This window comes from Paenibacillus dakarensis (genome assembly GCF_001373415.1).
GTDB classification, from domain to species: Bacteria; Bacillota; Bacilli; order Paenibacillales; family Paenibacillaceae; genus Paenibacillus_AQ; species Paenibacillus_AQ dakarensis.
Window position 1 is genome coordinate 181,393 of record NZ_CDSE01000007.1, and the last position, 25,720, is coordinate 207,112.

General features: G+C 49.1%; 21 protein-coding genes. 18 read left to right on the top strand and 3 right to left on the bottom strand.

Annotated elements, in window-relative coordinates; all coding sequences use genetic code 11:
- The first annotated feature begins 134 nt into the window (after window positions 1-134).
- The 6 genes from BN1234_RS01325 (at window position 135) to BN1234_RS01350 (ending at window position 9,476) form a co-directional block, all read left to right on the top strand.
- Window positions 135-1,088: a serine hydrolase domain-containing protein gene (locus tag BN1234_RS01325; RefSeq protein WP_054954858.1), complete on the top strand. Its 954-nt coding sequence runs from the start codon at window positions 135-137 to the stop codon at window positions 1,086-1,088.
- Window positions 1,089-1,351: 263 nt separating this feature from the next.
- Window positions 1,352-2,095, top strand: a complete 744-nt coding sequence (locus BN1234_RS01330) for a hypothetical protein (protein WP_054954859.1) — start codon at window positions 1,352-1,354, stop codon at window positions 2,093-2,095.
- A gap of 13 nt (window positions 2,096-2,108) precedes the next feature.
- Window positions 2,109-3,803 carry a vWA domain-containing protein gene (locus BN1234_RS01335; protein WP_054954860.1) on the top strand — a complete coding sequence of 565 codons (1,695 nt, stop codon included), beginning with the start codon at window positions 2,109-2,111 and terminating at the stop codon, window positions 3,801-3,803.
- Between the two features lie 54 nt (window positions 3,804-3,857).
- Window positions 3,858-4,997, top strand: a complete 1,140-nt coding sequence (locus BN1234_RS01340) for a toxic anion resistance protein (RefSeq protein ID WP_054954861.1) — start codon at window positions 3,858-3,860, stop codon at window positions 4,995-4,997.
- A 222-nt stretch (window positions 4,998-5,219) separates the two neighbouring features.
- Entirely contained in the window at window positions 5,220-7,844 is a 2,625-nt protein-coding gene (locus tag BN1234_RS01345) for a cation-translocating P-type ATPase (RefSeq protein ID WP_054954862.1), read from the top strand.
- A 270-nt stretch (window positions 7,845-8,114) separates the two neighbouring features.
- Entirely contained in the window at window positions 8,115-9,476 is a 1,362-nt protein-coding gene (locus BN1234_RS01350) for an MATE family efflux transporter (protein ID WP_245640050.1), read from the top strand.
- An 87-nt stretch (window positions 9,477-9,563) separates the two neighbouring features.
- Here BN1234_RS01350 and BN1234_RS01355 read toward each other — a convergent pair whose 3' ends face one another.
- Window positions 9,564-10,421, bottom strand: a complete 858-nt coding sequence (locus tag BN1234_RS01355; RefSeq protein ID WP_054954864.1) for an EamA family transporter — start codon at window positions 10,419-10,421, stop codon at window positions 9,564-9,566.
- 12 nt (window positions 10,422-10,433) lie between these two features.
- On the bottom strand, window positions 10,434-11,402 hold the full coding sequence (locus tag BN1234_RS01360) for a metallophosphoesterase family protein (RefSeq protein ID WP_054954865.1): 969 nt from the start codon (window positions 11,400-11,402) through the stop codon (window positions 10,434-10,436).
- Window positions 11,403-11,627: 225 nt separating this feature from the next.
- Between BN1234_RS01360 and BN1234_RS01365 the strand changes: the two genes are divergently transcribed.
- Together BN1234_RS01365 and BN1234_RS01370 are read left to right on the top strand one after the other, a co-directional pair.
- Window positions 11,628-12,398 carry a DeoR/GlpR family DNA-binding transcription regulator gene (locus BN1234_RS01365; protein WP_054954866.1) on the top strand — a complete coding sequence of 257 codons (771 nt, stop codon included), beginning with the start codon at window positions 11,628-11,630 and terminating at the stop codon, window positions 12,396-12,398.
- Window positions 12,399-12,402: 4 nt separating this feature from the next.
- The gene (locus BN1234_RS01370; RefSeq protein WP_170307957.1) at window positions 12,403-12,624 is read left to right on the top strand and encodes a hypothetical protein; all 222 of its coding nucleotides are present in this window, start codon (window positions 12,403-12,405) and stop codon (window positions 12,622-12,624) included.
- A 3-nt stretch (window positions 12,625-12,627) separates the two neighbouring features.
- Here BN1234_RS01370 and BN1234_RS01375 read toward each other — a convergent pair whose 3' ends face one another.
- Window positions 12,628-13,329 carry a hypothetical protein gene (locus BN1234_RS01375; protein ID WP_054954868.1) on the bottom strand — a complete coding sequence of 234 codons (702 nt, stop codon included), beginning with the start codon at window positions 13,327-13,329 and terminating at the stop codon, window positions 12,628-12,630.
- 368 nt (window positions 13,330-13,697) lie between these two features.
- Here BN1234_RS01375 and BN1234_RS01380 point away from each other — a divergent pair, with 368 nt between their 5' ends.
- From BN1234_RS01380 to BN1234_RS01425, 10 genes are read left to right on the top strand one after another with little or no spacing between them, the layout of a single operon-like run.
- Complete coding sequence (locus tag BN1234_RS01380; RefSeq protein ID WP_054954869.1) at window positions 13,698-14,744, top strand: LacI family DNA-binding transcriptional regulator; 1,047 nt, start codon at window positions 13,698-13,700, stop codon at window positions 14,742-14,744.
- Window positions 14,745-14,779: 35 nt separating this feature from the next.
- Window positions 14,780-15,853, top strand: coding sequence for an ABC transporter substrate-binding protein (locus tag BN1234_RS01385; RefSeq protein WP_054954870.1), 1,074 nt, complete (start codon window positions 14,780-14,782; stop codon window positions 15,851-15,853).
- Window positions 15,854-15,886: 33 nt separating this feature from the next.
- Window positions 15,887-17,533, top strand: a complete 1,647-nt coding sequence (locus tag BN1234_RS01390; RefSeq protein ID WP_054954871.1) for an ABC transporter permease — start codon at window positions 15,887-15,889, stop codon at window positions 17,531-17,533.
- A gap of 12 nt (window positions 17,534-17,545) precedes the next feature.
- On the top strand, window positions 17,546-18,631 hold the full coding sequence (locus BN1234_RS01395) for an ABC transporter ATP-binding protein (RefSeq protein ID WP_054954872.1): 1,086 nt from the start codon (window positions 17,546-17,548) through the stop codon (window positions 18,629-18,631).
- Complete coding sequence (locus BN1234_RS01400) at window positions 18,631-19,560, top strand: ComEC/Rec2 family competence protein (RefSeq protein ID WP_054954873.1); 930 nt, start codon at window positions 18,631-18,633, stop codon at window positions 19,558-19,560. The genes BN1234_RS01395 and BN1234_RS01400 overlap by 1 nt, the downstream gene beginning before the upstream one ends.
- Window positions 19,557-20,387 carry a Cof-type HAD-IIB family hydrolase gene (locus BN1234_RS01405; protein WP_054954874.1) on the top strand — a complete coding sequence of 277 codons (831 nt, stop codon included), beginning with the start codon at window positions 19,557-19,559 and terminating at the stop codon, window positions 20,385-20,387. Before BN1234_RS01400 ends, BN1234_RS01405 begins: the two co-directional genes overlap by 4 nt.
- Before the next feature lie 8 nt (window positions 20,388-20,395).
- Window positions 20,396-22,261, top strand: a complete 1,866-nt coding sequence (gene iolD / locus BN1234_RS01410) for a 3D-(3,5/4)-trihydroxycyclohexane-1,2-dione acylhydrolase (decyclizing) (protein WP_054954875.1) — start codon at window positions 20,396-20,398, stop codon at window positions 22,259-22,261.
- A 19-nt stretch (window positions 22,262-22,280) separates the two neighbouring features.
- Window positions 22,281-23,192, top strand: coding sequence for a myo-inosose-2 dehydratase (iolE, locus tag BN1234_RS01415; RefSeq protein WP_054954876.1), 912 nt, complete (start codon window positions 22,281-22,283; stop codon window positions 23,190-23,192).
- Entirely contained in the window at window positions 23,189-24,184 is a 996-nt protein-coding gene (gene iolC, locus BN1234_RS01420) for a 5-dehydro-2-deoxygluconokinase (protein WP_054954877.1), read from the top strand. The genes iolE and iolC overlap by 4 nt, the downstream gene beginning before the upstream one ends.
- A 22-nt stretch (window positions 24,185-24,206) precedes the next feature.
- Complete coding sequence (locus BN1234_RS01425; protein ID WP_054954878.1) at window positions 24,207-25,667, top strand: CoA-acylating methylmalonate-semialdehyde dehydrogenase; 1,461 nt, start codon at window positions 24,207-24,209, stop codon at window positions 25,665-25,667.
- Window positions 25,668-25,720 lie beyond the last annotated feature (53 nt).

Consider the following 25,720-nt stretch of genomic DNA (forward strand, 5'->3'; position numbering starts at 1 on the left):
TCGTTGAATCGCAGCCTCCCGGAGTTTTGCACTAATGGACATTAGACAATAGGCGTGACATCATAGTTATATCGCATAAAAATATAACAGGCGCCGTTTCAAGGCACCCAGTTCAGCATAAAGGAAGTTAGGACATGGATTTAGATCATCTGCAAAAGTCAGTCTCCTCCATCGATCTAAGAAGCTGCCTTATCAGCCGGCATGGAGCGACCGTTTTTGAATATTATCGGGATCAGCGGGCCAAGGACGAGCCTGCCAAGATTAATTCCTGTACCAAGAGCATCGTTTCTGCACTATTCTGTATCGGTATGGACCGCGGGCTTATTCCGGAGGTACCGACACCGGCGGCGGAATTCTTTCCTCAGCTTGCCGCATCTGACGACAGGCGCAAACAACAGATCACATTGGAGCATCTGCTGACGATGACAGCCGGCTTCCAATGGACGGAATTCGGCGGGCAGAAATCCTTTCCCCGAATGACCAGATCACCGCACTGGGTCGATTTTGTCTTGGAGCAGCCGTTATCTGATATACCCGGCACACGTTTTGAATACAATTCCGGTGTATCACAGATGCTGTCTGCGATCCTTTGCAAAGCCACCGGCATGACAACCGCAAGGTTCGCGGAACTGAACTTATTCGGGCCGCTTGGTATCGAAAACTATGAATGGGAGGCCGATCCGCAGGGCGTACACACCGGCGGTTATGGCTTACGAATGATTCCCGGTGACCTGTTGAAGTTCGGGCAGCTCTACCTGCAGCAAGGACGATGGGGGGATAAACAGCTCATATCCGCCGAACTGGTTCAGCGGTCTGTCCAGCACTATATTACAGCTGAGCCGCCCCGGTCTGGCGGGTATGGCTGGCATTGGTGGGTCGATGCATTTACCTCACCGGTGAATGCGGATGGACAAGCTCCCAATTTATCCATAGATTACTTTTACGCCCGCGGTTTCGGCGGCCAGTTTATCTATGTGGTTCCACAGCTGGAGACGGTTATCGTACTGACGGAGGATAAACGCAAGAAGGATCGGCATAAAACAGACGTATTCCGGGAATGGATCGTCCCGCTGCTGCTTCACTGGTAACCAGTGAAGCTTATTTTTTATCGGATGGGATTCTTGTATATCCTAAATTTCACCATTACGAGCTAATTTGTGATATTTTCCTTTATAATAGAGAAAATTCAATTCTGCTACATAACGAGTAACATTCGAGATTGCAGTAAAATGCATCTAACTTCCAATTGTTACGTATTATGTGTTATATTCAACAATCACTTGCCTGGGGATATGAACCGTTGTACGCACAGAAGGAATTATGTAGGAACTAGTGGGGGAGGTGTTTGTTTGTGAATGGCCCGAATGCCATGAAGCTGGTCTTGCTGGCAGCTGGAATTGCAATTCTTAATATTGTGGTATTGTCACCGGGATTGATAGGCGTGGAAATCGGAGGGGACAATGCGCTCCAGTCTGCTTTTGGCGTAACGGTATTATTTATGAGTCTTCTGATCCTGCTGTATGGCAGTTATGCTCTATTGTTTAAACGGCCTGTCCTGGCCCCTGTGAGGGATCTGAAATCACGTGAGGAATACATAGCGGCAGTTCAGCGTTATCGCAATGTGAAGGTATTAAAGAATGAAATCGCACAAGCCCTGGATCAGTTGGAGCGGATTGAGAAGAAGAAGCTCACCCTGCTTGTTGTCCTTCGTCAGCGGTTTGAACCTGCAGAGCTGAGCTATAAGAAGTTCCATTCTGTGATTACGGAGGTAGAGAAGCTGTTCTATCTCAATATCACGGGAATGCTGAACAAGCTCGGAGTCTTCAGTGCTTCTGATTTCTCAAGTCTGGATGACCAGCGAATATCAACACAGCGGTCTGCAAAAGTGATGCAGCAGAAGGCTGCGTTATACGAGGAATACCTGGCCTATGTCGCCGGTTATCTTGACGGTAATGAAGAGATTCTGCTGAAGCTGGATCAGCTGCTGCTGGAAATATCTTTATTAGGCAGCATTGAGTATAAAGAGATTGATGAGATGCCCTGCATGAAGGAGATCGATTTGTTGATTAATCATACTAAACTATATAAGCAATGAGAGGGGGATTGGCATGGGGAGCAAAGGCAAAGCCTTTCTGGTACTAGCTTCGATTGCCGTTGTTGTATTTATTCTTGTATATGCCGGAATTAATTTCACATCTAATTTAGGAAAAAGCCAGTCTGAGGTAAGCTCGGAGGACGCAGCCAAGAAGCTGAGTAAGATGTATGGCAAAATTTCAGTCACGACAGCTGAACCGATCAAGGGACAGATCGATCTGGACCCGGTATCGGTTGCAGATTCACTGCCTGATATTTCGAAGCACCCGGTTACCGTGGAGAATACAACAGACAGCTTCGTTGAAATTTTCTCCTCACCGGAGAAAGCGGGAACGGGCATCGATGGGTGGCTGAATGAAGTTGCAGAGGAGTTTAACAAGTCGAATACGGTGGTGAACGGCAAGCCGGTGTCTGTAAAGATCCGCAATGTTGCTTCCGGTACAGCGAAGGATTACATCATATCCGGTAAATATGTGCCGGATGCATATACGCCTTCCAATGAGCTGTGGGGGGAGATGGTGAAAGAGAGCGGTGTCAGCATTCAGCTTGTATCCAAGCGGCTTGTTGGTAATGTAACGGGAGTCGTGACCAAGAAGGACAAATATGATGCCATCATCCAAAAGTACGGCTCGTTAAATATCAAGACGCTGACGGATGCGATTGCCGCAAATGAATTATCTATGGGTTATACCGATCCATTTGCAAGCTCAACAGGCCTTAACTTCCTTGTAACTGCGCTGCGGACCTTTGACAGCGACGATATGCTCGGGGAAAAGGCAGTTCAGGAATTTGAAAGGTTTCAGGCCAATGTTCCCTTCATTGCGTCAACCACAATCCAGATGCGTGATGCGGCGAAGTCCGGTAAGCTGGACGCTTTTGTTCTCGAATACCAGACCTCTGTGAATGCAGCCGATCTGAAGACCGGGTATGTGTTTACTCCTTTTGGTGTAAGGCATGACAGCCCGTTGTATGCGGTTGGGGATGTGCCGGAGGAAAAGGTTGTTATTATTAAGAAATTTGCCGAGTTTGTAGAACAGGAGAAATACCAAAAGTTAGCTGAAGAAAAAGGCTTTAACGGGCTTAATGACTACGAGCCGGAGATGGGATTGGATGCTGTGGAGAGCAGTATCTTGCCTTCTGCACAGAAGCTGTGGAAGGAGAAGAAGGATGGCAGCAAGCCGGTTGCGGCCGTGTTCGTAGCGGATGTATCCGGCAGTATGGATGGCGAACCGATTAATCGTTTGAAGGAGTCTCTGATAACGGGGCAAAAATACCTCGGCAGTGACAACAGCATTGGCTTTGTCTCTTATTCCGATAAGGTGTCCATTAAACTTCCGATCGGAAAATATGATACGAATCAGCAGTCCATGTTCGTAGGGGCAATTAACAGTCTTCAGGCTGGCGGAGGAACGGCTACTTTTGATGGAATTGTGGTTGCGATGAAGATGCTTCAGGATGAGATCGCGCAGAATCCGGATGTGAAACCGATTATTTTTGTGCTTAGTGACGGGGAGACGAATAAAGGACATTCGCTTGAAGATATAAGAGGACTCATCGAAACCTTCAAAATCCCGGTCTATACCATCGGTTACAACGCCAATATTAAGGCACTGCAAAGCATCTCCAGCATCAACGAAGCAGCCAGCATCAATGCAGATACAGACGATGTTGTTTACAAGATCAGTCAACTGCTTAATGTTCAGATGTAATTGGGTCTAGCTGTTTGGATATAGCTCATAACACAATTAGGGAGGGGTTAACAGGTGTCATTTACGATGGAGGTCATTAATGAAGAGAAGCTCAAGACAGCTATTGAAGAGCAGGTGAAGCCGGAGCCGGAGGAAGTTAAACAGCTGAAAGAACTTGCGTCTAACAATGTACAGACGATTCTTGAACTGGATATGGATTCGTTGGAGAAACGGAAGCAGGTACTACAGTCCATCGATAGCTTCGGCATGAATACGATGAGGGCTTCCTCGGAGAAGAATTCCTTGCTGCAGGTGTCGGTCGGCAATCTTTCCAAAACCGGAGATGAAGGCGGGCAAGTCGCGAAAGGATTAACCGAGCTGCAGCTTCAGTTAAAAGATTTAGACCCGAGTGTTATCGATTTTGCCAAGAGCGGCATATTAGGCAAGTTCTTTAACCCGCTGCGCAGTTATTTTGCCAAGTATCAGAGGGCGGATTCGGTCATCTCTGACATTATTGTATCGCTGGATAAAGGAAAGAACGTATTACGGAATGACAATACGACCTTGGAAATTGAGCAGCAAGCGATGCGTGACCTCACCAAGAAGCTTCAAAAGGAAATCCAGCTTGGGATGCTTATGGATACCGAGATAGAATCCCAGATCGAAGCCGCCAAGCTGCGTCAGGAATCCGAGGATAAAATCCGGTTCATCACCGAAGAGGTGTTGTTCCCGCTGCGCCAGCGCGTGATGGATCTTCAGCAAATGCTGGTTGTGAACCAGCAGGGGATTATGGCGATCGAAGTCGTTATAAGGAATAATAAAGAGCTTATCCGAGGGGTAGACCGGGCAAGAAATGTGACGGTATCCGCTCTAAAAATTTCAGTGACTGTAGCAAGTGCGCTGTACAATCAGAGAATTGTACTGAAGAAGATCGAGCTGCTGAATCAGACAACAGACAATCTAATCAGCGGTACCTCCAAAATGCTGAAAGAGCAGGGGGCCGCGATCCACAAGCAATCGCTTGAAACGAGTGTATCCGTGGATACTTTAAAGCAAGCCTTCTCGGACGTGTTATCCGCGCTGGATTCGATCAGTACTTACAAGCAGGAAGCGCTCCCTAAAATGCGGGAAACGATTAATCAATTCAGGGAACTGGCGGATAGCGGTGAACAGCAGATTCATCGGCTCGAGCGAGGAAAGCAGCTGGGATTATAAAAAAGAGGTGCTTTTCTTAATGTGGGCAGGAACGATCTTCCTTGAAGAACATTCCTGCTTTATTTTTTATGATGATGGAGGAGTTTACAGCTTCTGGATATTACATAAGGACAATTGTGTGGAGGATCTGTTAATTATCGCTGAAGTAAGGTTAATTTTGCTCCGCTAAGTTTACAATACCTTTAGTACTATTTATTTAACAACAAAACAGAGGTGTCCGTGATGTGGTATTCGAAAACCAAGGAAGAAGTTCTAAACAGCTTCCAGGTAAGTCCTGAACGTGGTCTGACCTCGGAAGAAGCGCGATCCAAGCTGGAGCAATTCGGTCCGAACCAGCTGAAGGGCAAACCTAAGAAAAGTATGGTGGCACTGTTTTTTGAACAGCTGAAAGATATGCTCATTTATGTGCTCCTCGGCGCTGCTGTGATTACTGTTATTGTCGGGGAATACATGGATGCAGTCATTATTCTGTTCGTCGTGCTGCTGAACGCAGCAATTGGCGTGTTTCAAGAACATAAAGCAGGGAAAGCCATTGAAGCTCTGCAGCAAATGACAACCCCGAGGACGCTCGTGAGGCGTGACGGTGAAGTAAAGGAAATCGATTCCGTGGAAATTGTTCCGGGGGATATTGTAATTCTGGATGCGGGCCGGTATATCCCGGCTGATATTAGGCTGACTGAGAGTGCGAACCTTCAGATTGAGGAGTCTGCCTTAACGGGAGAATCCGTACCTTCAGATAAAAATGCCGAAGCGATTCTTGAAGACCCCAAGACGCCAATTGGAGATATGTCCAATATGGCCTTCATGTCCACCCTGGTGACCTATGGTAGGGGCGAGGGTGTAGTTGTAGGTACGGCGATGAATACAGAAATGGGTAAAATTGCCGGGATTTTGGATGAAGATACTCAGGAAATGACTCCGCTGCAGAAGAAGCTAGAGGAGCTTGGTAAAATTCTGGGCCTTATTGCCATCGGCATATGCGTCGTTATTTTTGTCATTGGGCTCATTCAAAAGCGGGATCTGTTTGAGTTGTTCCTGACATCGATCAGTCTCGCGGTTGCGGCGATTCCAGAAGGACTCCCGGCGATTGTGGCCATCGTGCTTGCTCTTGGTGTGACGAGAATGTCCAAGATCAACGCCATTGTCAAGAAGCTGCCGGCTGTGGAGACGCTGGGTTCTGTCAATATTATCTGCTCAGATAAGACAGGAACGCTGACCCAGAATAAAATGACGGTCGTGAAGCACTACACGGCTGCACCGTTAGGCGCAGAGCCTCCGGTTGAGCTGATCAAAGCCTTTGTGTTATGTTCAGATGCAACTTATGAGAATGGACATGGCACGGGTGACCCGACCGAGGTGGCATTAGTCGTATACGGTGAAAAGAACAGCATTCTGAAAAAATCGCTGGAAGCCGAATACAAGAGGGTGTCCGAAAAGCCGTTTGATTCTGACCGAAAGCTTATGTCCACCTTGAACAAGACACGTAAGGGCTACCGTGTACATACAAAGGGAGCCATTGACCAGCTGCTGCAAATTTCCACCTCTGCTGTCGTGGGCGGAGAGGTTGTTCCTTTAACGGAAGAGCTGAAGCAGCAATATCTGAAGGCTGCGGAAGAGATGTCGGATGAAGCCTTGAGGGTGCTGGCTGCAGCCTTTAAGGATACAGAGGAGCTTTTGGATCCGGAAGAGATGGAGAAGGAGCTTACGTTCCTTGGCTTCGTGGGTATGATTGATCCGCCGAGAATTGAAGTGAAGGATTCGATCCGCGAGGCAAAAATGGCAGGAATTACGCCGATCATGATTACAGGTGACCATAAGAATACAGCTGTTGCTATTGCCAAGGAGCTGGACATCGCCTCCTCCATTAATCAGAGTATGACGGGTGCGGAAATTGACGAGCTGCCCGATGAGGCTTTTGCCCGGAAGATCAAGGATATTCGGGTATTTGCACGTGTCTCACCTGAGCATAAAGTGAAGATTGTCAAGGCTTACAGAGCTCAGGGGAATATCGTGTCCATGACAGGTGATGGGGTGAACGATGCGCCTTCCTTGAAGAATGCCGACATTGGCGTGGCGATGGGTATTACCGGAACCGATGTATCGAAGGGCGCAAGCGATATGATCCTGACGGATGATAACTTCACAACGATCGTTGCGGCGATCAAGGAAGGCAGAAACATCTATGCCAATATCCGGAAGACGGTTACGTTCCTGCTGGCATGTAACTTTGGTGAGGTTATCGCGATTCTTTTATCCATCTTGTTCTTCTGGCCGCTCCCGCTGCTTGCCACGCAGATTCTCTGGATTAACCTGGTGACAGATACACTGCCGGCGATTGCGCTTGGTGTGGACCCTGGCGAAGAAGATGTGATGAAGAGGAAGCCGAGAGACCCGAAAGAAAGCTTTTTCGCAGGCGGTGCAGCGATCAATGCCGTTATTGGCGGTGTTCTGATCGGTGGATTAACCCTATTCGCTTTCCATTTGGGATTACAGGAGTTTGGATACTCCTTGGGTTCAGATCAGATTCCGGATGATGCCATGACCTATGCACGGACGATGGCCTTTGTCGTTCTTGCCGCTTCCCAGCTGTTTTATGCTTTTTCGAAGAGAAGTGCAACGAAGTCTATTTTCCAGATTGGAGTGTTCTCTAACAAGCTGCTGGTCGGTGCGGTTGTGGCAGGTCTGCTGCTGCAATACATTTCAATCAGCGTTCCATTCTTGGCAAATGCATTTAAAGTGCACAATCTTTCTTTTGCAGACTGGGGCCTCGTCATTGGACTGGCGCTGATTCCGCTTCTTATTAATGAGATTATTAAGGTGTTTGTGCGAAGCTCGAAGAAATCGTAAAGAAAAAATAATGCGGGGCATTCCAAAAGATTTATGATCTGGCGGGATGTTCCGCTCTTTTTTGTTTATAAATAGGTATGCCCATATACAATTCGCAGCTTCTTGTATGTATTGATTCATTGACAGAAATCGGCTGCAGTGATATCCTCAATCAAATTGAGGGTGATTCGTCTGTCCTTTAAGAAAACATTAAGCAGGAGCTCTTCACACGAAGAGTTTTTTCCATTTTAAACGAAAAGAATGTGATACTTTATGCAGGCTCGATTACGAATGAATGGTTTTTTAACCAAGTATTTTTCAGGGGAGTCGATGGATTACAGGCAGATCTTCGCCTTATTCCTGCCGATTCTGATTGACCAGGCTTTCATTGTCGGGCTGAATCTGGTGAATACCGCAATGATCAGTTCTTCAGGAGTAGGAGCGGTCAGTGCTGTAAATATGGTCGACTCGCTGAATATTTTTCTAATTAACGTGTTTATAGCTGTTGCAACCGGGGGAACGGTTGTTGTGGCGCAGTATAAGGGAAGCGGCAATGATCTGATGGTGTCTCGTGCGGCAGCGGGTACGGTAACCTCGGTATCCCTGATGGCACTGGTGATCGGATCCTTGATTATGATATTTCATAATCCTGTACTCAATATCCTGTTCGGATCCGCCTCGCCGGATGTGCTGGATAGCGCCCGCGTCTATCTGATCGGCAGTGGTGCTTCCTACGTAGGCATAGCCATCGTTCAGGCTGTCTGCGCTGCCCTGCGGGGGGTCGGCAAGACCAGGGCTTCACTTGTGCTTTCACTCATTATGAACTTTATGTATGTAGCGCTTAACGTGGTCTTCATCAATTTTATGGAGATGGGCATATACGGAATGACTCTTGCCGTCAACATCGCTCGTTACGGAGGAGCTGTATGTGCACTGTACTATTTGTTTAAGGTGGATGATACGTTCCATCTGCGTGTTCGTGAACTGGTTCATTTCCCGCTGTCCATGCTGCGGAAGATTATGTTTATCGGGGTTCCGTTTGCGGCAGAGCAGATGTTTTTTAACGGGGGGAAAATATTAACCCAGGTGTTTATCGTCAGCTTGGGTACTTATGCCATTGCGACCAATGCGATCGGTTCCTCTCTCGCGGGTGTGTTCCAAATCCCTGCAAGTGCTTTGTCTTTAACCGTGGTTACGGTTGTAGGGCAATGTATTGGGAGCGGGAATCTTGCGGATGCCAAAAAATTCATTAAATCCTTTCTCTGGCTGGGTTCCGCTTCACTGGCGCTTACGGGGTTAATTCTGATGCCGTTATTCCATCTGCTCGTAGGCTTGTTTGCACCGCCTGCCGAGATTGTAGATGATATTTTCTTGCTTCTCATCATCAACACGCTTGTTCAGATTCCGCTGTGGCCGATTAGCTTCATCCTGCCATCAGCACTCCGGGCGGCTGGGGACTCGAAGTTCACTTCGATTACCTCGATGCTGACCATGTGGCTGTTCCGGGTCGTGCTCGGTTATGTTCTGGGAATTGTTATGGGCATGGGAATTCTCGGGGTATGGCTGGCCATGAACTGTGAATGGGGTGTACGCGGAGCACTGTTTCTGTGGCGTTTTCGCGGGAAGAAATGGTATGCACATAAGCTTATCTAAGGTTGTTTTCGTCTAACAACAAAATAAAGGAGCTGTCACACTCTTGTGACGGCTCCTTATTTTTGTGCTTCCAGGCTTTCGATTGCTTTATCCCCACATCCCGATCAGCAGGATACCGGTTAGAGTAACGAAAGAGGATATAATCCGCTTCATGCCTTGCTGTTCCTTCAGGATGAAGATGCCAAGGAAGGCTGCGAATACGGTCCCGATCTCCCTTAGCGGACCAATATGGGCCATGGGGGCTTGCTGCATGGCAAAAAGAAACAGCAGATAGGAGCCGGGGTTCAAGACAGCTCCTAATAAAATCGTTGAACGGTTGACCTGCCACTCCCGCTTGACAGCTTTGGACCGAATTACTAGCGGCGTCAGGCCTGCAACGAATCCAATATTCGTAACCTCCAGGAGTGCCAGGGGAGAGATATTCTGCAGGTTCAGCTTATCTACAAATACATAACTGGTTGTACATAATCCAACACAGAGCGCCATAATAAAAGGCTTCAGCATTTGCCATCTTGTCCCGGATTGTACGCTGCGCGATCCAAGGCCGCTGAGAAGGAGAAAGCCGATGAGCATACAGATGACGCCGATCCATCCATAGACCGACAACGATTCCTTGAGAAACAGAACCCCGATGATCGGGACAAGCAGTGTGCTGGTTCCCCGCATGATCGGGTAAATCTGCGACAGATCGCCGAGCTCATACGTCTGGGACAGCAGCCAGGAGTATACGGATTGCAAAATAGCGGATACAAGCAGTAATCCATAAGCGCCCAAAGACAAAGGAGTCTGCCACAGCTCGATGATTAAGGATGGCAGCAGCAGGACGGTGCACATCATCATAATCATCCACAGAAATACACTTTTATTAAGACTTTTCTTCGTAAATAGGCTCCAGACAGCATGAGCCATACCGGATGCGATTACGAGCAATATAGGTATAATCATTAATACTTCAGCTTACCCTTCTGCTTCTGTGCCAGGTTCGTGAACAGGCTGCTTATCTACTACCGAGCCGTCAGCAAGACGAAGCCATGTTTTGAAATCCGATTCTCCGGCCGTCAGCTGGATCAGGCGTGCTCCCCGCAGAAAGCCTTCTTTGCCATAGGTGTTATAGCCGCTTGCCCGACCGTAGCAGAGACGTATTCCATGCAGCGTACCTTCGAAATCATTAATATGATCATGTCCGCAAAAGGTACCCATCACATCTCCCATCTCAACCATTGTAGTAAATAGTCCCGAGTTCACTTGAGGGGGGCAGACGCCTTCATACTTGTGCCCGTAACATACTTGGGTGTCCCACACTTCCTTGTATTCCGGCAGCGGGATATGGAAGAAGGCGAGCGCAGGCGTCTTGCTTTCCCGCCCTTCTGGATTCAGGCGCTTCGATTCTGCGGCAAACCAGTTGATCTGGTCCCGGCGAATCCAGTCGTAGCCAGGTACCCCCGGAAACCCCGTGTAGTCGCCTGAATCGAGAAAATACAGGTTGGCTGCCGGTTTTCCTGCAGCATCCATGAGCTCAAGCACATAATTGCCTTCACCTGTAATTTCCTCAGGTCCTGCTTCCACGAAAGAATGAGGAAGTGAAGCTGCTAATTGGACGAGTTCTTTACGGGTGATTCCGCAGCCGTGCTCTGTATCGTGATTGCCAAATACACAAGCCCAAGGAATACCTCTCTCTTCCACAGCTGCGACAGCATCGCGAAATGCCTGCTTAGGGTTCTCACACCGGGCCTCCCCCGGGGATACAGGGGCCGTGTAGATAAGGTCTCCTGTAATTACAACCAGGTCCGGCTTCTCCAGATCTAAAGTACGCTCCATTAGTTCGCGGGTGAGCTGATCCTCTGCTCTGCCGTCCATGTAATGAAGATCCGTAAACTGCATAATGGTAAAGGTCCCGTCTTGGCGGAAAGATAGCTGGCGACTCATAAAACTTCCCCCTTAAATTCGTGTTCGTTTTTATGTGGTGTCAAGTTATATCGTGTGGTTTCTTGTTGATTCTATGTCCGTTTCAAACTTCTGTCAATTCATTTTTACACTGAATTTACAATAATCTATGAAAGTTTGACATAAAAAAAGCCGAACTATAAACTGAATGAAAACAACACAATAACACATAAAACATATAATTATAATCCTTGGAGGAGACCGGATATGTCTTTAACTTATGAAGAGCGCAAGCAAACCATTCTTGCCCGGTTGAGTACGGAAGGAAAAGTTCAGGTTCATGCGCTGGCGAAGAATTTTAACGTCTCAACCGAAACGATCAGGCGTGACCTGGACCGACTGGAGAAGGAGGGAAAGCTGCGCAAGGTATACGGAGGGGCGGTTCAGACGCGGTCGGAGTGGATTGAGCCGACCTTTTTAAGGAGAACCGAAATGCATCAACCGGAGAAGCAAGCGATTGGACGGTTGGCTGCTTCACTCGTAAAAGCAGGTGAGACGGTTATTCTGGATAACGGTACGACGACCCTGGAAATTATGCGTCACCTTAAAGGTCGAGGCGATGTGACGGTTATTACGAATTCCGTGCCAATTATGGCTTGTGCACTGGAGGGTTTTCAGGGAAAGATCATTTTTGCGGGCGGCGAAGTGAATATGAACTGCCAGGCGGCGACGGGAGCTGTTGCCCATCAATTGCTGGATCAGTTCAAGGCGAACAAGGCGTTTATTTCGGCAGGCGGTATTTCATTATCTGAAGGCATTACCGATTACAATCTGGATGAAGCTTTGCTGTCCCGCAAGATCATGCAGCGAACGGAGGAAGCCATTCTTGTAGCAGATCACTCCAAGTTCGGTGTCACGACATTTGCGCAAATCGCACCTATTGATCACATATCGATGATTATTACGGATTCGGGCTGTACCGAAGAATGGGTTGAAGCCATAAACAAGCTGGATGTTGAGGTGCTTTTGAGCGAGTAGGCGGATGTTAGCTTTGCAAGGGAACTCCATAAATATTGATCACTGCGCTGCTTCTCTGTGTTTGCAATTCTATCAAATGGAAAAAGAGCATGCCTTTGCCGGATGCTCTTTTTTGCCGATGATTACAAGCCAGACGCAGCTTCCGCTGCTGCCGGTTCGCGAGGAGGATTACGCTTCAATGGCTGCGCTGAATGGGAAGATTAAAGAGTTTATGGTTGTCCCTTGATTACTATTTTATATAGTTGTTAACTATTTTGTCTTTCGACCATCCTTCTTCCATCATCCTCCACACGTATAGTGCATCTAATTGCTTGGCGTTACTTGAGATTTGCTTGAATTGCGAAAAATATTTGACTCTGTTTTTATCATAGTTGGATTTACTCATCTTTTTGCCTTTAAAACTAAACTCTGTCCCTTCTTCGAATTGTTTAGACACGCTAATCTCCTGACTTACCAGTTTTGAACCCTTGAGACTGATCGCATAGTCACCAACTACTGAACTCACTGCGCTGCTTGTTCCGTCTCTAACAATAACAATTGGTTTGCCTGTCTGTTTATGTTTAAAAACTCTAATTTTTCCTTTATCAAAACCCTGCATCCCAAGATTGAAGCCCAATCCGGAGTCATAATCCCCTTGCCCAGGGCCAGTCTGTTTTAAGCTATGTACCTTACCATTCTTGAATGTGTAAGCAAATTCCATATTATTTACTGTGCGGTATGCGAGACCTCCAAATAACTCAGGTATCCCATCTTGATCAAGATCTACAAGCGTAATTAGATTATCTGATCCATAATCTTCAGAGTTAACATATTTGCTGATTATTAGTTTATATGCATCTTTCCAGTTAGAGGTTGACTTGCTTGCGCCGTATACTGAAGATGTACAGGTTAACAATGAAAATATAAGTAGCAATGTTGTCAAACGTTTCAAAATGGTTACCCCTTTTCATATCAAACTTTTAGTTATTTCTCTTACTGCAGATATAATATCTGTTCGTTGGTTAATCCTCTTGTAGTTCATCAGAACTATCACCTCCAAATCGTAGGATAATAATACCATTTATATCGTGCGCGTGAATAGTTTTCCTGAAAAAGAAAGTCAGCACTCTGAATCTCAGCCTTGTTGGATGGATCCAAGTAATTTGATTATCCCTGCTATCTTTTTTTGTGGATTTGCAAGTAAAAAAGTCACAAAATCAAAAATACATATTGTAAACGATTACAAAATATATTATGATACACCCAAGTTACCGGAAACGTTCCCGGTAACGTTTCCGGATAGGCTGCAAGGAGGATACTGTGACTAATATTAAAGACATTGCCAAACATCTGGGTGTGTCCGTTTCTACCGTATCAAGGGCTATAAACAATCATTCGGATGTAAGCAAGGAAACCAAACGGCAAGTGATGGAAGCGATTCGTGAATTCAATTACCGACCGAATGCGATTGCGAAAGGGTTGATTCAGAAGAAAACATTTACGATTGGTTTACTTATTCCGGATATCTCGGACCCCTTCTTCTCTGCACTGGCCAATGCGGTGGAAGAAATGTTGTTTGAGTACGGATATCAGGTGGTTTACGGTAATGCAAACCGTAATCCGGACAAGGAAAAGCAGTTTATTGCCAATGCTATTTCAAGGCAATTCGACGGGCTGATTATTACTCCCGATTCCCTTGACCCTGAATTAATCCATTTGATTTCAGAGCTTCAAATGCCGGTCGTTTTCCTGAGGCGGAGGACTCCCAAGGAGCTTTCCATTCCGTTCGTAGACGTGGATCATTATCAGGCCGCTTGTACTGCGGTCAATTATCTGATCGAGCTTGGGCATAAGCAAATCGGGTTCATCGGTATGCCGGAGAAATCTTTTACCGGTTCGGAGAGATTGCGCGGCTTCAAAGACACGATGAACAAGCATAGAATTGTCTGGGGTACTGACGATATCGTCGTAGGGGGCCGGACGATTGAGCATGGTCGGGACGCCATGGATAAGTTACACCGGAGGAGTCCCGAATTGACGGCCATTTTTGCCGCGAACGACCTGCTTGGTATTGGCGCTCTGGAATGGCTGGCAGTCAACCGGATTTCCGTGCCGGAAGAAATCTCGATCATAGGCTTTGATAACCTGGAATACGCGGATCTTCACTGGATCCAGCTGACGACCATGGAGCAGCCGCGTGTTGAGATGGGCAACAGGGCAGCTAGACTGCTGCTTGATATGATCAACGACAAAGACAACAGCAAAGAATTCACAGCGCATAACATCGAAGACTCGAGCGTCGTTCCGCCATCCGAATTGATCGAGGCAAGGCTTATCGAGCGTAAGTCCTGCAGACCATTGGGATAATTGCGGCGGTCCAATAAGAGGAGGATTGATGATTTATGGTAATGGGCAGAAAGATGGTTGGCGTATTCACATCACTGGTGCTTGCCGGTGTGCTTGTCATTTCGGGCTGCGGCGGGAAGGATAACAACGCTTCCGCCAACGGGGAATCGAACAATCCAGGTAAGGGCTCAGGAAAGCTGGTTGTTTATTCGGCATTAAATGAAGACGATACCGTGCAGATCCAGAAGCAATTCAAGGAGGATACGGGGATTGAGATTGAGTATTTAAGACTGAACAGCGCCGGTGAAGCCAGCACCAGAGTACAGGCGGAGAAAAATGCACCTAAAGCAGATATCCTTGTTGGCGGATCCGTCGAGTTTTACACGCCGCTGGCTGACCAGGGCTTACTTGAAAAGTACACTTCGCCTAACGCGGACGGTCTCGACACTATGTTTAACGACCCGGACGGTTATTGGCAAGGATGGTACATGGGAGTTCTGGCGATTGCCATGAATAAAGAGCGGTTTGAGAAAGAAATTTCCCCTAAGGGTGTACAGGGACCGAAAAGCTGGGATGATCTGCGTGATCCTGCATACAAGGATGTGCTCATTATGCCGAATCCGGCAACAGCTGGAAGCGGCTACATATTTACGGCAACCCAGATTTTCCGTCTGGGCGAGGACAAAGCATGGGATTATGTCAAAGACCTTACGACAAATGTGCACCACTATGTTGCTTCTGGTGGTGATGTGGTCAACCTGACAGCAACCGGCGAATTTCTGGCTGGTATGCATTGGGCTCATGATATTATCAAATCCGGCAAGAAGGGTTACCCGATTGAAGCTGTCATTCCGGAAGAGACAGCCTTTGAGATCGGCGGGGCTGCGATTATCAAGAATGGCGGTAACACGGACAATGCGAAGAAGTTTATCGATTGGCTGCTGACCAAAGAAACCCAGGATATGAGCACTCAAATGTCGAGCCGTTATTCGGTGCGCACCGATGTGTCGCCTCCTGAAGGTTTGCCGGCGATGGATGCGCTTAAGCTTGTCGAATACGACCGTGTGAAAGCTGCAGAAATGAAAGAAGGTGTCATTAAAAAATTTGAAGAATTCAGCGGCGGCAAATAATCATGCCGTCTTCCGGAAAGGTGTGAGACATCAGTGGTCACAACAGCCTTTAAAGAGGTATGGTCTGAATTTAGAAAACTGCGAAATGAACCTGTATTAGCCTTGGTCATCATTGCAATTGTATGCATTACCGCATTTTTCGTGCTATGGCCGATCATTAAGGTGGTTAGTGCTCCGGGCTTGGCGGATTATGCACAGCTTGTCACCAATTCCCGCTGGACCCAGGCAGCGCTCAACAGCTTAATGATGACCGTATTATCTACCGCTTCATGTACCTTTGTCGCATTTATATTTGCATACACCATCTCGAGACTGAACATTCCCTGTAAGGGTCTCTTTAAATTCATTACGATTCTTCCCATTGTTTCTCCCCCTTTCATCGTGGCTTTATCCTATATTTTGTTGTTCGGAAGACAAGGCATCATCTCCAAGCATGTCCTGGGCATCAGCCTTGATGTTTACGGCTGGCACGGTCTATGGATGGTGCAGACGATCAATTTCTTTCCTTTTGCTTATGCGGTCATATACGGCGTTCTAAGATCAAATTCCACCAATCTGGAATATGCGGCGTATAACCTTGGTGCCACCAGATGGCAGGTGTTCAAGGAAGTATTTCTTCCGCTGTGCAGACCCGGAATCGCAGGCGGGGCATTGATCGCGGCCATGAATATTTTGGCGGACTTCGGCAATCCCATCATTATCGGCGGCAATTTTTCACTGCTCCCGACCGAGGCCTATATGCAGATGTCCGGCTGGTTTAACCTCTCGGAAGCTGCAATGCTCTCCACCACCTTGCTGATTCCTGCGCTTGCTCTATTTATCCTCAACAGGCGGTGGGTAGGAAAACGCTCATACGTCACGGTTACAGGGAAAGAAACCTCCCTGGAGCCTTATCCTGTGCCCGGGTATGTCAAGTGGGGAATGTTCAGCTTTTGTATGCTTGTAACCATTGTCATTATTGCCGTGTACGGTGTGTTATTCTTTGGCGCTTTCACGCAGACCTGGGGATATGACTGGTCGCTGACACTTAAGAACTTGAGCTATGTCTTTTTCAAGAAGCAGGAAGTCATCAACAGTCTGAAATTTGCGCTTATGGCTTCCGTCGGGGCGGCCTTCCTGTCCATTATTCTGGCTTATATCGTACAGCGGAAGCAGATCGGCATTAATCGGTTTGTTGACTTTTTGGCTATTTTGCCGGGTGCGGTACCCGGCGTGTTCTTAAGTCTTGGATTCGCCATGGGCTTTAGCGAGTCGCCGTTCACGCTGTCCGGTACTTCGGCCATTATGGTTCTGGCTCTTATGTTCTGGAATTTGCCGACCTGTTACAGTGCGAACCTCGCCTCGCTTCAACAGATCGGGCACTCCCTGGAAGAAGCCTCGACTAACCTCGGGGCAGGCAGCTTCCGCACATTCCGGAATGTTCTGCTGCCTTTGCTGAAGGGATCCTTTATTTCCTGTATTGTACTTTCCTTTCTCAGGTCAATTACCTGCCTTAGCGTCATTATATTCATCTACTCGGCCAATACCTCGGTTGGCACGGTTTCCATCTTAGGCCTGGTCAGTAACGGTGAGTGGGGAAGTGCATCCGCGTTTACCGTCGTGTTGATTACGATTGCTTTTACGGTTCTGGGCATCGCCAAGCTGTTGTTTAAACGGCAGGGCAAGAATCTGGAGATATAAACGGAGGTACTTATGAGCGCAGCCGAATCCATCATTAAGATTGAGAATGTAACCAAGACATTTGGAAAATACAAAGCCATCAATGATATTTCCCTGGATATCCCCAAGGGCAGCTTTACAACCCTCCTCGGTCCCAGCGGCTGCGGCAAAACAACGCTTATGCGGCTGATTGCAGGCTTTCATGATCCGGATGAGGGCGGGATTTTCATAAACGGAGCCCGTATTAACAACATTCCCGCATACAAAAGAAAGACGCCGCTGGTATTCCAGGAGTACGCCTTATTCCCTCATATGACCGTATACGAAAATATATCCTACGGATTAAAGCTGCTTAAACTGCCTAAGTCGGAGATCAAAGAAAAGGTCAATGAGATGCTGGAAATGTTCGGTCTGCAGGGAATGGAGAACCGGTTTCCCAAAGAGATGAGCGGCGGTCAGCAGCAGCGGGTTGCTTTTGCCAGAGCCTTGATCACAGGGCAGGATATCCTTCTGATGGATGAGCCTTTAAGCAATCTCGATGCCAAGATGAGAGTAGAAGTGAGGAATGAGCTGAGAGAGCTCCAGCAGCGTACAGGGGTGACGGCGATTTTCGTGACTCATGACCAGGATGAGGCACTTTCACTTTCGGACTATATCGCGGTATTTAACAAAGGGGTGATATGTCAGGTTGGAACACCGTGGGATATCTACTTTAAGCCGGAGAGCAAGTTCGTGGCTGACTTCGTGGGCGTAGCCAATTTTATCGATGGTGAGGTTGTCGGCTTTTCTGGTGAAGACATCGTCGTGAAATGCAGTGACCATGTATTTGAAGTTAACCAGACGGGGCATGCGGTAAAAGCCGGCGATCCGGTGACGATTATGGTCCGGCCCGAATGCATTTCGGTGATGCCTAACGCGGGTGAGGATAAAAGCGAAGGGTACTGCTGGAACGGATATATTCAGAAAAGCAGTTTCCTGGGGAGAATGATCCGGTACTGGGTGGACTGCGGACCTTTCCAGTGGATTGTGGATGATTCCAGTCCGAGCCAAGTGCTGAAGGGATTAGTGAATATACAGCTGGATAAAAGCAGGATCCATCTGTTGACGAAGGACCGGTGATGCGAATGCCTGTAGAGCCAATATTGTATGCGCTCAATGTGGGGCGTGGTGACAGCTTTTTCATTGAAATTCCGGCTTTGGAAGAGTCCTATGTCATTCTCATCGATGGCGGAGACTGCCAGAAGGAGATGCGGGTAACGCCTTATGCATTTATCCGGGAACGCGGGTGGAAGCGGATCGATCTGATGATATTGACGCATCTTCATCCGGATCACCTATATGGCTTGCTGGAGGTTTCTGAGCATATCCCTGTAACAGAGGCCTTACTTCCTTACCCCGAAATGAATCTCAGCATTGGAGAGCTGACTAACACCAAGGCAATTCAGACTGCTGAGTTATTAAGGGTCTACGAGGAACTTCAAATGAATCTGACCAGGCAGCAGACGTCCATCGTCAGACGTCCTCCGTTCGGAGAGAAATCGGTCTGGGCATTTGGAGAGCTGATATTAAGGCATATTGAGCCGGTTGATCCGCGGGATATGGCTGCTTACCTGACCCTTGAAGAGCTTCGAGAAGCACCTGAAGACCAGCAGGATAGGCTTCTGGAAAGGTTCGACGGACAATCGAATGCTGACAGCAGTGTACTGCTGCTGGAGCATCAGGACGGGACGCAGCTGCTGCTTCTTTCCGGTGATGCCGTGCTTTCGAACTGGGAACGCATTTTGGAGCGTGAGAAGCTTAGCCCGTATGTGTTCAAGGTGGGACACCACGGGGTCCGGGATGCATGGGATGAACAGCTGCTTGCGGCCTTATCTCCGGATTGGGTGCTCGTGACGAACCATAAGGAAGAATACGAGATGTTTCAGGACGAATGGGAAGGGCTGGTCCGGACTTCCGGCTCCCAGCTGTTTGTAACAGGAGCGAAGGATAACTCCCGCTGTCTGATATCCCGTTTACCAAGGAGACCGGAGAGGATTGAGCTGGAATGAAACCGTTAGTACGGTCTTTTCGAATGGTTGTAACCGATATTGACGGAACGCTGGTGGATTCGTTTCAAGAGATCAGTGAACTGAACAAAGAGAAAATACATGCTTTTCAAAGGCAGGGAGGAATCGTGACCCTGGCGACCGGCCGTATGGAGGATGCAGCCTATCGGTTCGTGCAGGAGATGGATATACGACACCCGGTCATTCTCTACAATGGAGGCAAAATCGTCGATTTCACTACGAATCAGTGCTATTTCGAAGCCGTTTTGACAACGGAAGTCGTTCTGGATGCGCTCCAGCTCCTCAGCAGAAATCCATTGAATATGATTTTTTATTCTGAACAAAAGCTCTGGGTCCGTGAGATCAACTCTGTGATTTCGGACTATATGAATAAAGACCGGGTGGTCTGTCATGCCTGGGAATCGCCGGACTTTCTGCTTAGAAGTAAGGTGAATAAAATTTTGATTATTCAAGAGGATCAGAACTTTGACGCTGTGCTTGAGGTGTTTCTTCCGATGGTTGGAGCCTCTTGTGAATTGGTAACTTCCGAAGCGACATATATGGAGATACTTCCGTTCGGCGTATCCAAAGGAAATGCGCTCAAGCTTTTGGCTGATCAGGTCGGGGTGGAGATGCAGGACGTCATCGCCATTGGGGACCATATGAACGATTTGGCGATGCTTCAAGAGGCAGGGTTGGGAGTAGCCGTTAATAATGCCCATCCGGATCTCAAGGAGCATGCGCAATATATTGCCCCTTCCAATTTGGAGCATGCGGTAGCGCATGTGATAGATAAATACTGCCTGAATAAAGCGCAGGAGTCGAGGTGACGAGGAAGATGAAGACGGTGCGATTGACGATGGCACAAGCTTTGCTGAGATTTTTGGATCAACAGTATATAGCGGTGGATGGACAGGAGAGCAAGTTTGTCCAAGGCGTTATGGGCATATTCGGCCACGGAAATGTGACAGGAATCGGTGAAGCGCTTGAACGCGAGGCTGGAGAACTTCTCTTTATACAAGGCAAAAATGAACAGGGTATGGTGCATGCGGCAGCGGCCTATGCGAAGCAGAGGAACAGGCGCGGGATATTTGCCTGCACCACGTCTATCGGGCCTGGTGCCCTGAATATGTTAACCGCGGCGGCAGCCGCAACCGTCAACCGTATTCCGGTCCTGCTGCTTCCGGGCGATAACTTCGCTTCACGGCAGCCTGACCCTGTCCTCCAGCAGTTGGAGTGCCCGGGAGATTACACGGTTTCCGCGACGGATCCGTTCAAGGCTGTAAGCCGTTTCTGGGACCGCATTGTCAGGCCGGAGCAGCTGATGTCATCGCTTCTTCAAGCGATGCGGGTTCTGACGGACCCGGCGGAGACCGGGGCGGTAACGATAGCGCTGCCGCAGGATGTTCAGGGGGAGGCCTATGACTATCCGGAGCATTTCTTCGATCGGAGAGTTCATTATATCGACCGGCGGCCGGCTGGAGAAGAGGCTTTGCACAGGGGAGCCGATCTCCTTATGAGCCGCCAAAAACCGCTGATCATCGCAGGTGGAGGCGTCCATTATGCAGGGGCCTTGAAAGAACTGCAGGATTTTGCAGAGGCTTTCGGGATTCCGGTTGCTGAGACGCAGGCCGGTAAAAGCGCCATTCCATGGAACCATCCCCTCAGTCTCGGGGGAGTCGGAACGACGGGAACGCTTGCGGCGAATGTTGCAGCGGCTGAAGCGGACTTGATTATCGGGATTGGCACCCGCTTGTCTGACTTTACCACCGCATCAAAGTCAGCATTTCGAAATGAGAATGTCGCTTTCCTCAATCTGAACGTCAGTTCATTTGATGCGATAAAGCTTGAGGCAGCGGCGATAACGGCAGATGCGAAGCTGACACTGGGCGCGTTGCAGGAAGAGATGACGAAACGGGACTACCATTCAGGCTGGGACATGAATGCAATCTCCGCTCTGAAGGAGGAGTGGGATCTTGAAGTGGATCGTTTGTATGCGCTGAGACATGCCGATGGATTAACGCAGACACGGGCGTTGGGTGTGATTAACGATTTTGTAGACCCGGAAGATGTAATCGTCTGTGCGGCTGGAAGCCTGCCGGGGGACCTGCATCGGCTGTGGAGAACGGAAAGGCCCAAAACCTATCATATGGAATATGGCTTCTCCTGTATGGGGTACGAAGTGAGCGGCGCATTTGGCGCTGCACTTGCTGAGCCGGATCGCAGTGTATACGCCATGGTCGGTGATGGAAGCTATCTTATGCTGCACTCGGAGCTGGTAACGGCGATCCAGGAGAGCGTCAAAATTACAGTGCTGCTGTTCGACAATCACGGGTTCCAGTGCATCCATAATCTTCAGCGCGGGCACGGCAGCGACGGGTACGGCAATGAATTCCGTTTCAGGTCCAAGGAGACCGGAGGCTTGACGGGATCGTATATCCCTATTGATTTTGCGGCTCATGCCCGCAGCCTGGGGGCAGCCTCGTATACAGCGGCAACGCCTGAAGAACTGGAAGAGGCACTTCATCAAGCCAAGGACGAAATAGGTCCGGTGCTCGTAGAAATCAAGGTACTGCCGGGAACGAATACCGATGGATATGAATCCTGGTGGAATGTCGGCGTGCCTGAAGTCTCTGCCAGTGAGAAAGTGCTCGAAGCGCACCGTCAGATGAGGAGTAAATTGTCTACCGCACGTCCTTATTAATAACAAAGGAGCGCTCCCTATGATTTATAGAACGTTTCGCCTCGGTATTCATCCCATCAATTGGGTCGGCGAGGATGTTGCAGAGCATGGAAGTGAAACGACTTTTGAGGACATCATGGCGGACATCGGGCGGCTGGGGCTTACGGGTACCGAAATGGGCAGGAAGTATCCTAAAGAAGCCGCTGTACTCAAGGAAGAGTTGGGCCGGCGCGGGATACAGCTGGTGTCGCAATGGAAATCCGTATTTATGTCGGATCCGGAGAGGCGAAAGGAAGAGCTCGCCGCATACAGGCAGCATGCGGAATTTTTGAAGGAGCTCGGGGCCAAGGTTATCAGTACGGCAGAGATTGGCGGTTCGCTGCACTGGGATCCCCGTCGATCAGCGAACGAGAGAGAGGTTCGCCGATTAACGGATGAGGAGTGGAACTGGTTTATTGAGGGGCTGCATCAAGCGGGGGAAATTGCACGCGAATTCGGAATGAAGCTGACGTACCATCACCACGGAGGGACCGTTGTGGAGAGGCCTGAGGAGATAGACCGGTTAATGGAATCGACCGATCCGGAGCTGGTTTCCCTCTTGTACGATACCGGGCATGCCTATTACGGAGGGTATGATCCTCTTCAGCTGCTGACCAAACATTACGACCGGATTGCTTATGTACATTTGAAGGATGTTCGCCAATCCGTCCTGGAGCAGGGCAGGACTGAAAACTGGGATTTTGTGACCTGCATCCGCAAGGGCGTGTTTACGGTTCCTGGTGACGGGGATCTCGAATTTGCACCGGTGATCAGGGAGCTTAACAGGCGCGGATACAATGGTTGGGCCATGCTTGAGGGGGAGCAGGATCCTGCGGTACACCCTCCATATGATTATGCACGGAATGCCATCCTGTATCTCGATTCTCTTATACGGAAGGAGGAAACCGGATGAAACCTGTCATATTCGCAGAAGACAGAGCTTTCGATTTTACAGCTATAGGACGCTTGTGCATTGACCTGAATGCGAATGAGATCAACCGTCCGATGGAGGACACGCTAACGTTTACGAAATATGTAGGCGGCTCCCCGGCCAATATCTGTATCGGCATGGCCCGAATGGGGATGAAGACGTCCTTTATCGGCAAAGTGTCGGACGATCAGATGGGTCGTTTCATCCTCCGTTATTTGAAGGAGAACGGGATAGATACAGCGGGTGTGACGACTGACAAGACGGGGGCAACAACGGGGCTCGCCTTTACGGAAATTAAAAGTCCGGATGACTGCAGCATCCTCATGTACCGTGCCGATGCCGCTGATCTGAAGCTTGCTCCCGGAGAAGTTGACGAAGAGCTTATCGCCAGCAGCAAGGTGCTCCTGGTTTCAGGTACCGCGCTTGCGAAGAGCCCGTCAAGAGAAGCGGTTCTGCTGGCTCTCCGGTATGCGAGGAGGCATGGCACCAAGATTGTATTTGATATCGATTACCGGCCGTACAGCTGGGCAAACGAAGAGGAGACGGCCATCTATTATTATGCGGCAGCGGAGAAGAGTGACATTATCATCGGAACCCGTGAGGAGTTCAATATGCTGGAGCATTTCGACAGCGGAACGCTGCGGAGTGACGAGACAACAGCAGCCCGGTGGTTTGGCTGCCATGCGGAAATCGTCATCATCAAGCACGGAAAAGAAGGGTCGATCGCTTACAAACAAGACGGAAGCGTGCACCGCGGAACCATTTTTCCGGCGAAAGTGATCAAAACATTTGGCGCAGGTGATTCATATGCGGCCGGATTTCTATACGGTCTGATGCAAGGCTGGAGTGTTGAACGCAGCATGGAGTTCGGCAGTGCGGCGGCATCCATCGTCATCTCAAGCCACAGCTGCTCGGATGCCATGCCAACCGTTTCTCAAGTCGACGACTATATTGCTGCTGCCCGATCATCCTAAACCCGGAAGGAGCTCAACGAAAGTGACACATCACACAGTCCCAGAGGTGCTTCAAAATTTTATTGGGGGTCAGTGGGTCGCATCGGAGTCCGACCAATCTGAACCTGTGAATAACCCCGCTACCGGTGAAGTTATCGCTTATGTTCCTCTGTCTTCCACCGAAGATTTAAATGCAGCTGTACTCTGTGCGAAGGATCGTTTTACTGCCTGGAGCCAGACGCCGGTTCCGCGCCGGGCCCGCATCCTGTTTAAGTATCAGCAGTTGCTGATCGACCATTGGGAGGAGCTTGCCCGGATTATTACACTCGAGAACGGCAAGAGCTATCAGGAAGCCTACGGCGAGGTACAGCGAGGCATTGAATGCGTGGAGTTCGCTGCCGGCGTGCCGACCCTGATGATGGGCAGACAGCTTCCGGACATCGCGACAAACGTGGAATCCGGCATGTATCGTTACCCCATTGGTGTTATCGGCGGTATTACGCCGTTTAACTTTCCGATGATGGTCCCGTGCTGGATGTTCCCGCTAGCCATTGCATGCGGCAACACATTCGTGCTCAAGCCTTCGGAACGCACTCCGCTCCTTGCTAATCGGCTTGCAGAGCTGTTTCATGAAGCCGGCCTGCCTGGCGGTGTACTGAATCTGGTGCACGGAGCCCGCGATGTCGTGAACGGTCTGATTAAGCATCCTGATGTTAAAGGGATCTCCTTTGTCGGCTCTCAGCCGGTGGCTGAGTATGTCTATACGGCTGCTTCCGCGGAGGGCAAGAGAGTGCAGGCGCTTGCCGGTGCCAAAAACCACAGCATTGTCATGCCTGACGCTGATTTGAATGCAGCCGTACAGCAGATTATCGGCGCGGCATTCGGTTCGGCTGGTGAGCGGTGCATGGCCTGCTCGGTCGTTATCGCAGTCGGCGAAGTCGCTGATCCGCTGATTGAAAAGCTGGTTGCAGCCTCCAATGAACTGGTCATCGGCAACGGTATGGACGAGGGCGTATTTCTCGGTCCGGTTATCCGTGATTCGCACCGGGAGCGTACCCTTGGTTACATCGGGCTTGGCGAAAAAGAGGGGGCGGTTCTGCTTAGGGATGGACGCTCCGATGCTGCTGTAAAAGGGGAAGGGTATTTCATCGGGCCAACGATTTTTGATCAAGTGACCTGCGAGATGAAAATCTGGAAGGATGAAATTTTCGCTCCCGTACTCTCCGTCATGCGCGTGGAGAGTCTGGATGAAGCGATTGAGGTGGCGAACCGATCCGAATTCGCCAACGGTGCCTGTATTTTCACTCAGATAGGAAGCCACGTCCGCAGGTTTCGCGAGAATATCGATGCCGGTATGCTCGGGGTTAATCTCGGCGTTCCCGCTCCGATGGCGTTTTTCCCGTTCTCCGGCTGGAAGAAGTCCTTCTATGGAGATCTTCATGCCAACGGCATGGATGGCGTAGAGTTCTACACCCGTAAAAAGATGGTCACCGCACGCTGGTAATCATATCGGGGATACAACAAACATGATTGTAAGCTGTTTATATCCGGCTGTCC

What these genes read in the sequence shown, in the direction of transcription:
- BN1234_RS01345 (WP_054954862.1), top strand. Translation starts at nt 5,220, where the DNA reads ATGTGGTATTCGAAAACCAAGGAAGAAGTTCTAAACAGCTTCCAGGTA.
- BN1234_RS01355 (WP_054954864.1), bottom strand. Translation starts at nt 10,421, where the DNA reads ATGATTATACCTATATTGCTCGTAATCGCATCCGGTATGGCTCATGCT.
- BN1234_RS01405 (WP_054954874.1), top strand. Translation starts at nt 19,557, where the DNA reads ATGAAACCGTTAGTACGGTCTTTTCGAATGGTTGTAACCGATATTGAC.
- BN1234_RS01360 (WP_054954865.1), bottom strand. Translation starts at nt 11,402, where the DNA reads ATGAGTCGCCAGCTATCTTTCCGCCAAGACGGGACCTTTACCATTATG.
- iolC (WP_054954877.1), top strand. Translation starts at nt 23,189, where the DNA reads ATGAAACCTGTCATATTCGCAGAAGACAGAGCTTTCGATTTTACAGCT.
- BN1234_RS01385 (WP_054954870.1), top strand. Translation starts at nt 14,780, where the DNA reads ATGGTAATGGGCAGAAAGATGGTTGGCGTATTCACATCACTGGTGCTT.
- iolE (WP_054954876.1), top strand. Translation starts at nt 22,281, where the DNA reads ATGATTTATAGAACGTTTCGCCTCGGTATTCATCCCATCAATTGGGTC.
- BN1234_RS01400 (WP_054954873.1), top strand. Translation starts at nt 18,631, where the DNA reads ATGCGAATGCCTGTAGAGCCAATATTGTATGCGCTCAATGTGGGGCGT.
- BN1234_RS01370 (WP_170307957.1), top strand. Translation starts at nt 12,403, where the DNA reads ATGTTAGCTTTGCAAGGGAACTCCATAAATATTGATCACTGCGCTGCT.
- BN1234_RS01395 (WP_054954872.1), top strand. Translation starts at nt 17,546, where the DNA reads ATGAGCGCAGCCGAATCCATCATTAAGATTGAGAATGTAACCAAGACA.
- BN1234_RS01365 (WP_054954866.1), top strand. Translation starts at nt 11,628, where the DNA reads ATGTCTTTAACTTATGAAGAGCGCAAGCAAACCATTCTTGCCCGGTTG.
- BN1234_RS01350 (WP_245640050.1), top strand. Translation starts at nt 8,115, where the DNA reads ATGAATGGTTTTTTAACCAAGTATTTTTCAGGGGAGTCGATGGATTAC.
- iolD (WP_054954875.1), top strand. Translation starts at nt 20,396, where the DNA reads ATGAAGACGGTGCGATTGACGATGGCACAAGCTTTGCTGAGATTTTTG.
- BN1234_RS01335 (WP_054954860.1), top strand. Translation starts at nt 2,109, where the DNA reads ATGGGGAGCAAAGGCAAAGCCTTTCTGGTACTAGCTTCGATTGCCGTT.
- BN1234_RS01325 (WP_054954858.1), top strand. Translation starts at nt 135, where the DNA reads ATGGATTTAGATCATCTGCAAAAGTCAGTCTCCTCCATCGATCTAAGA.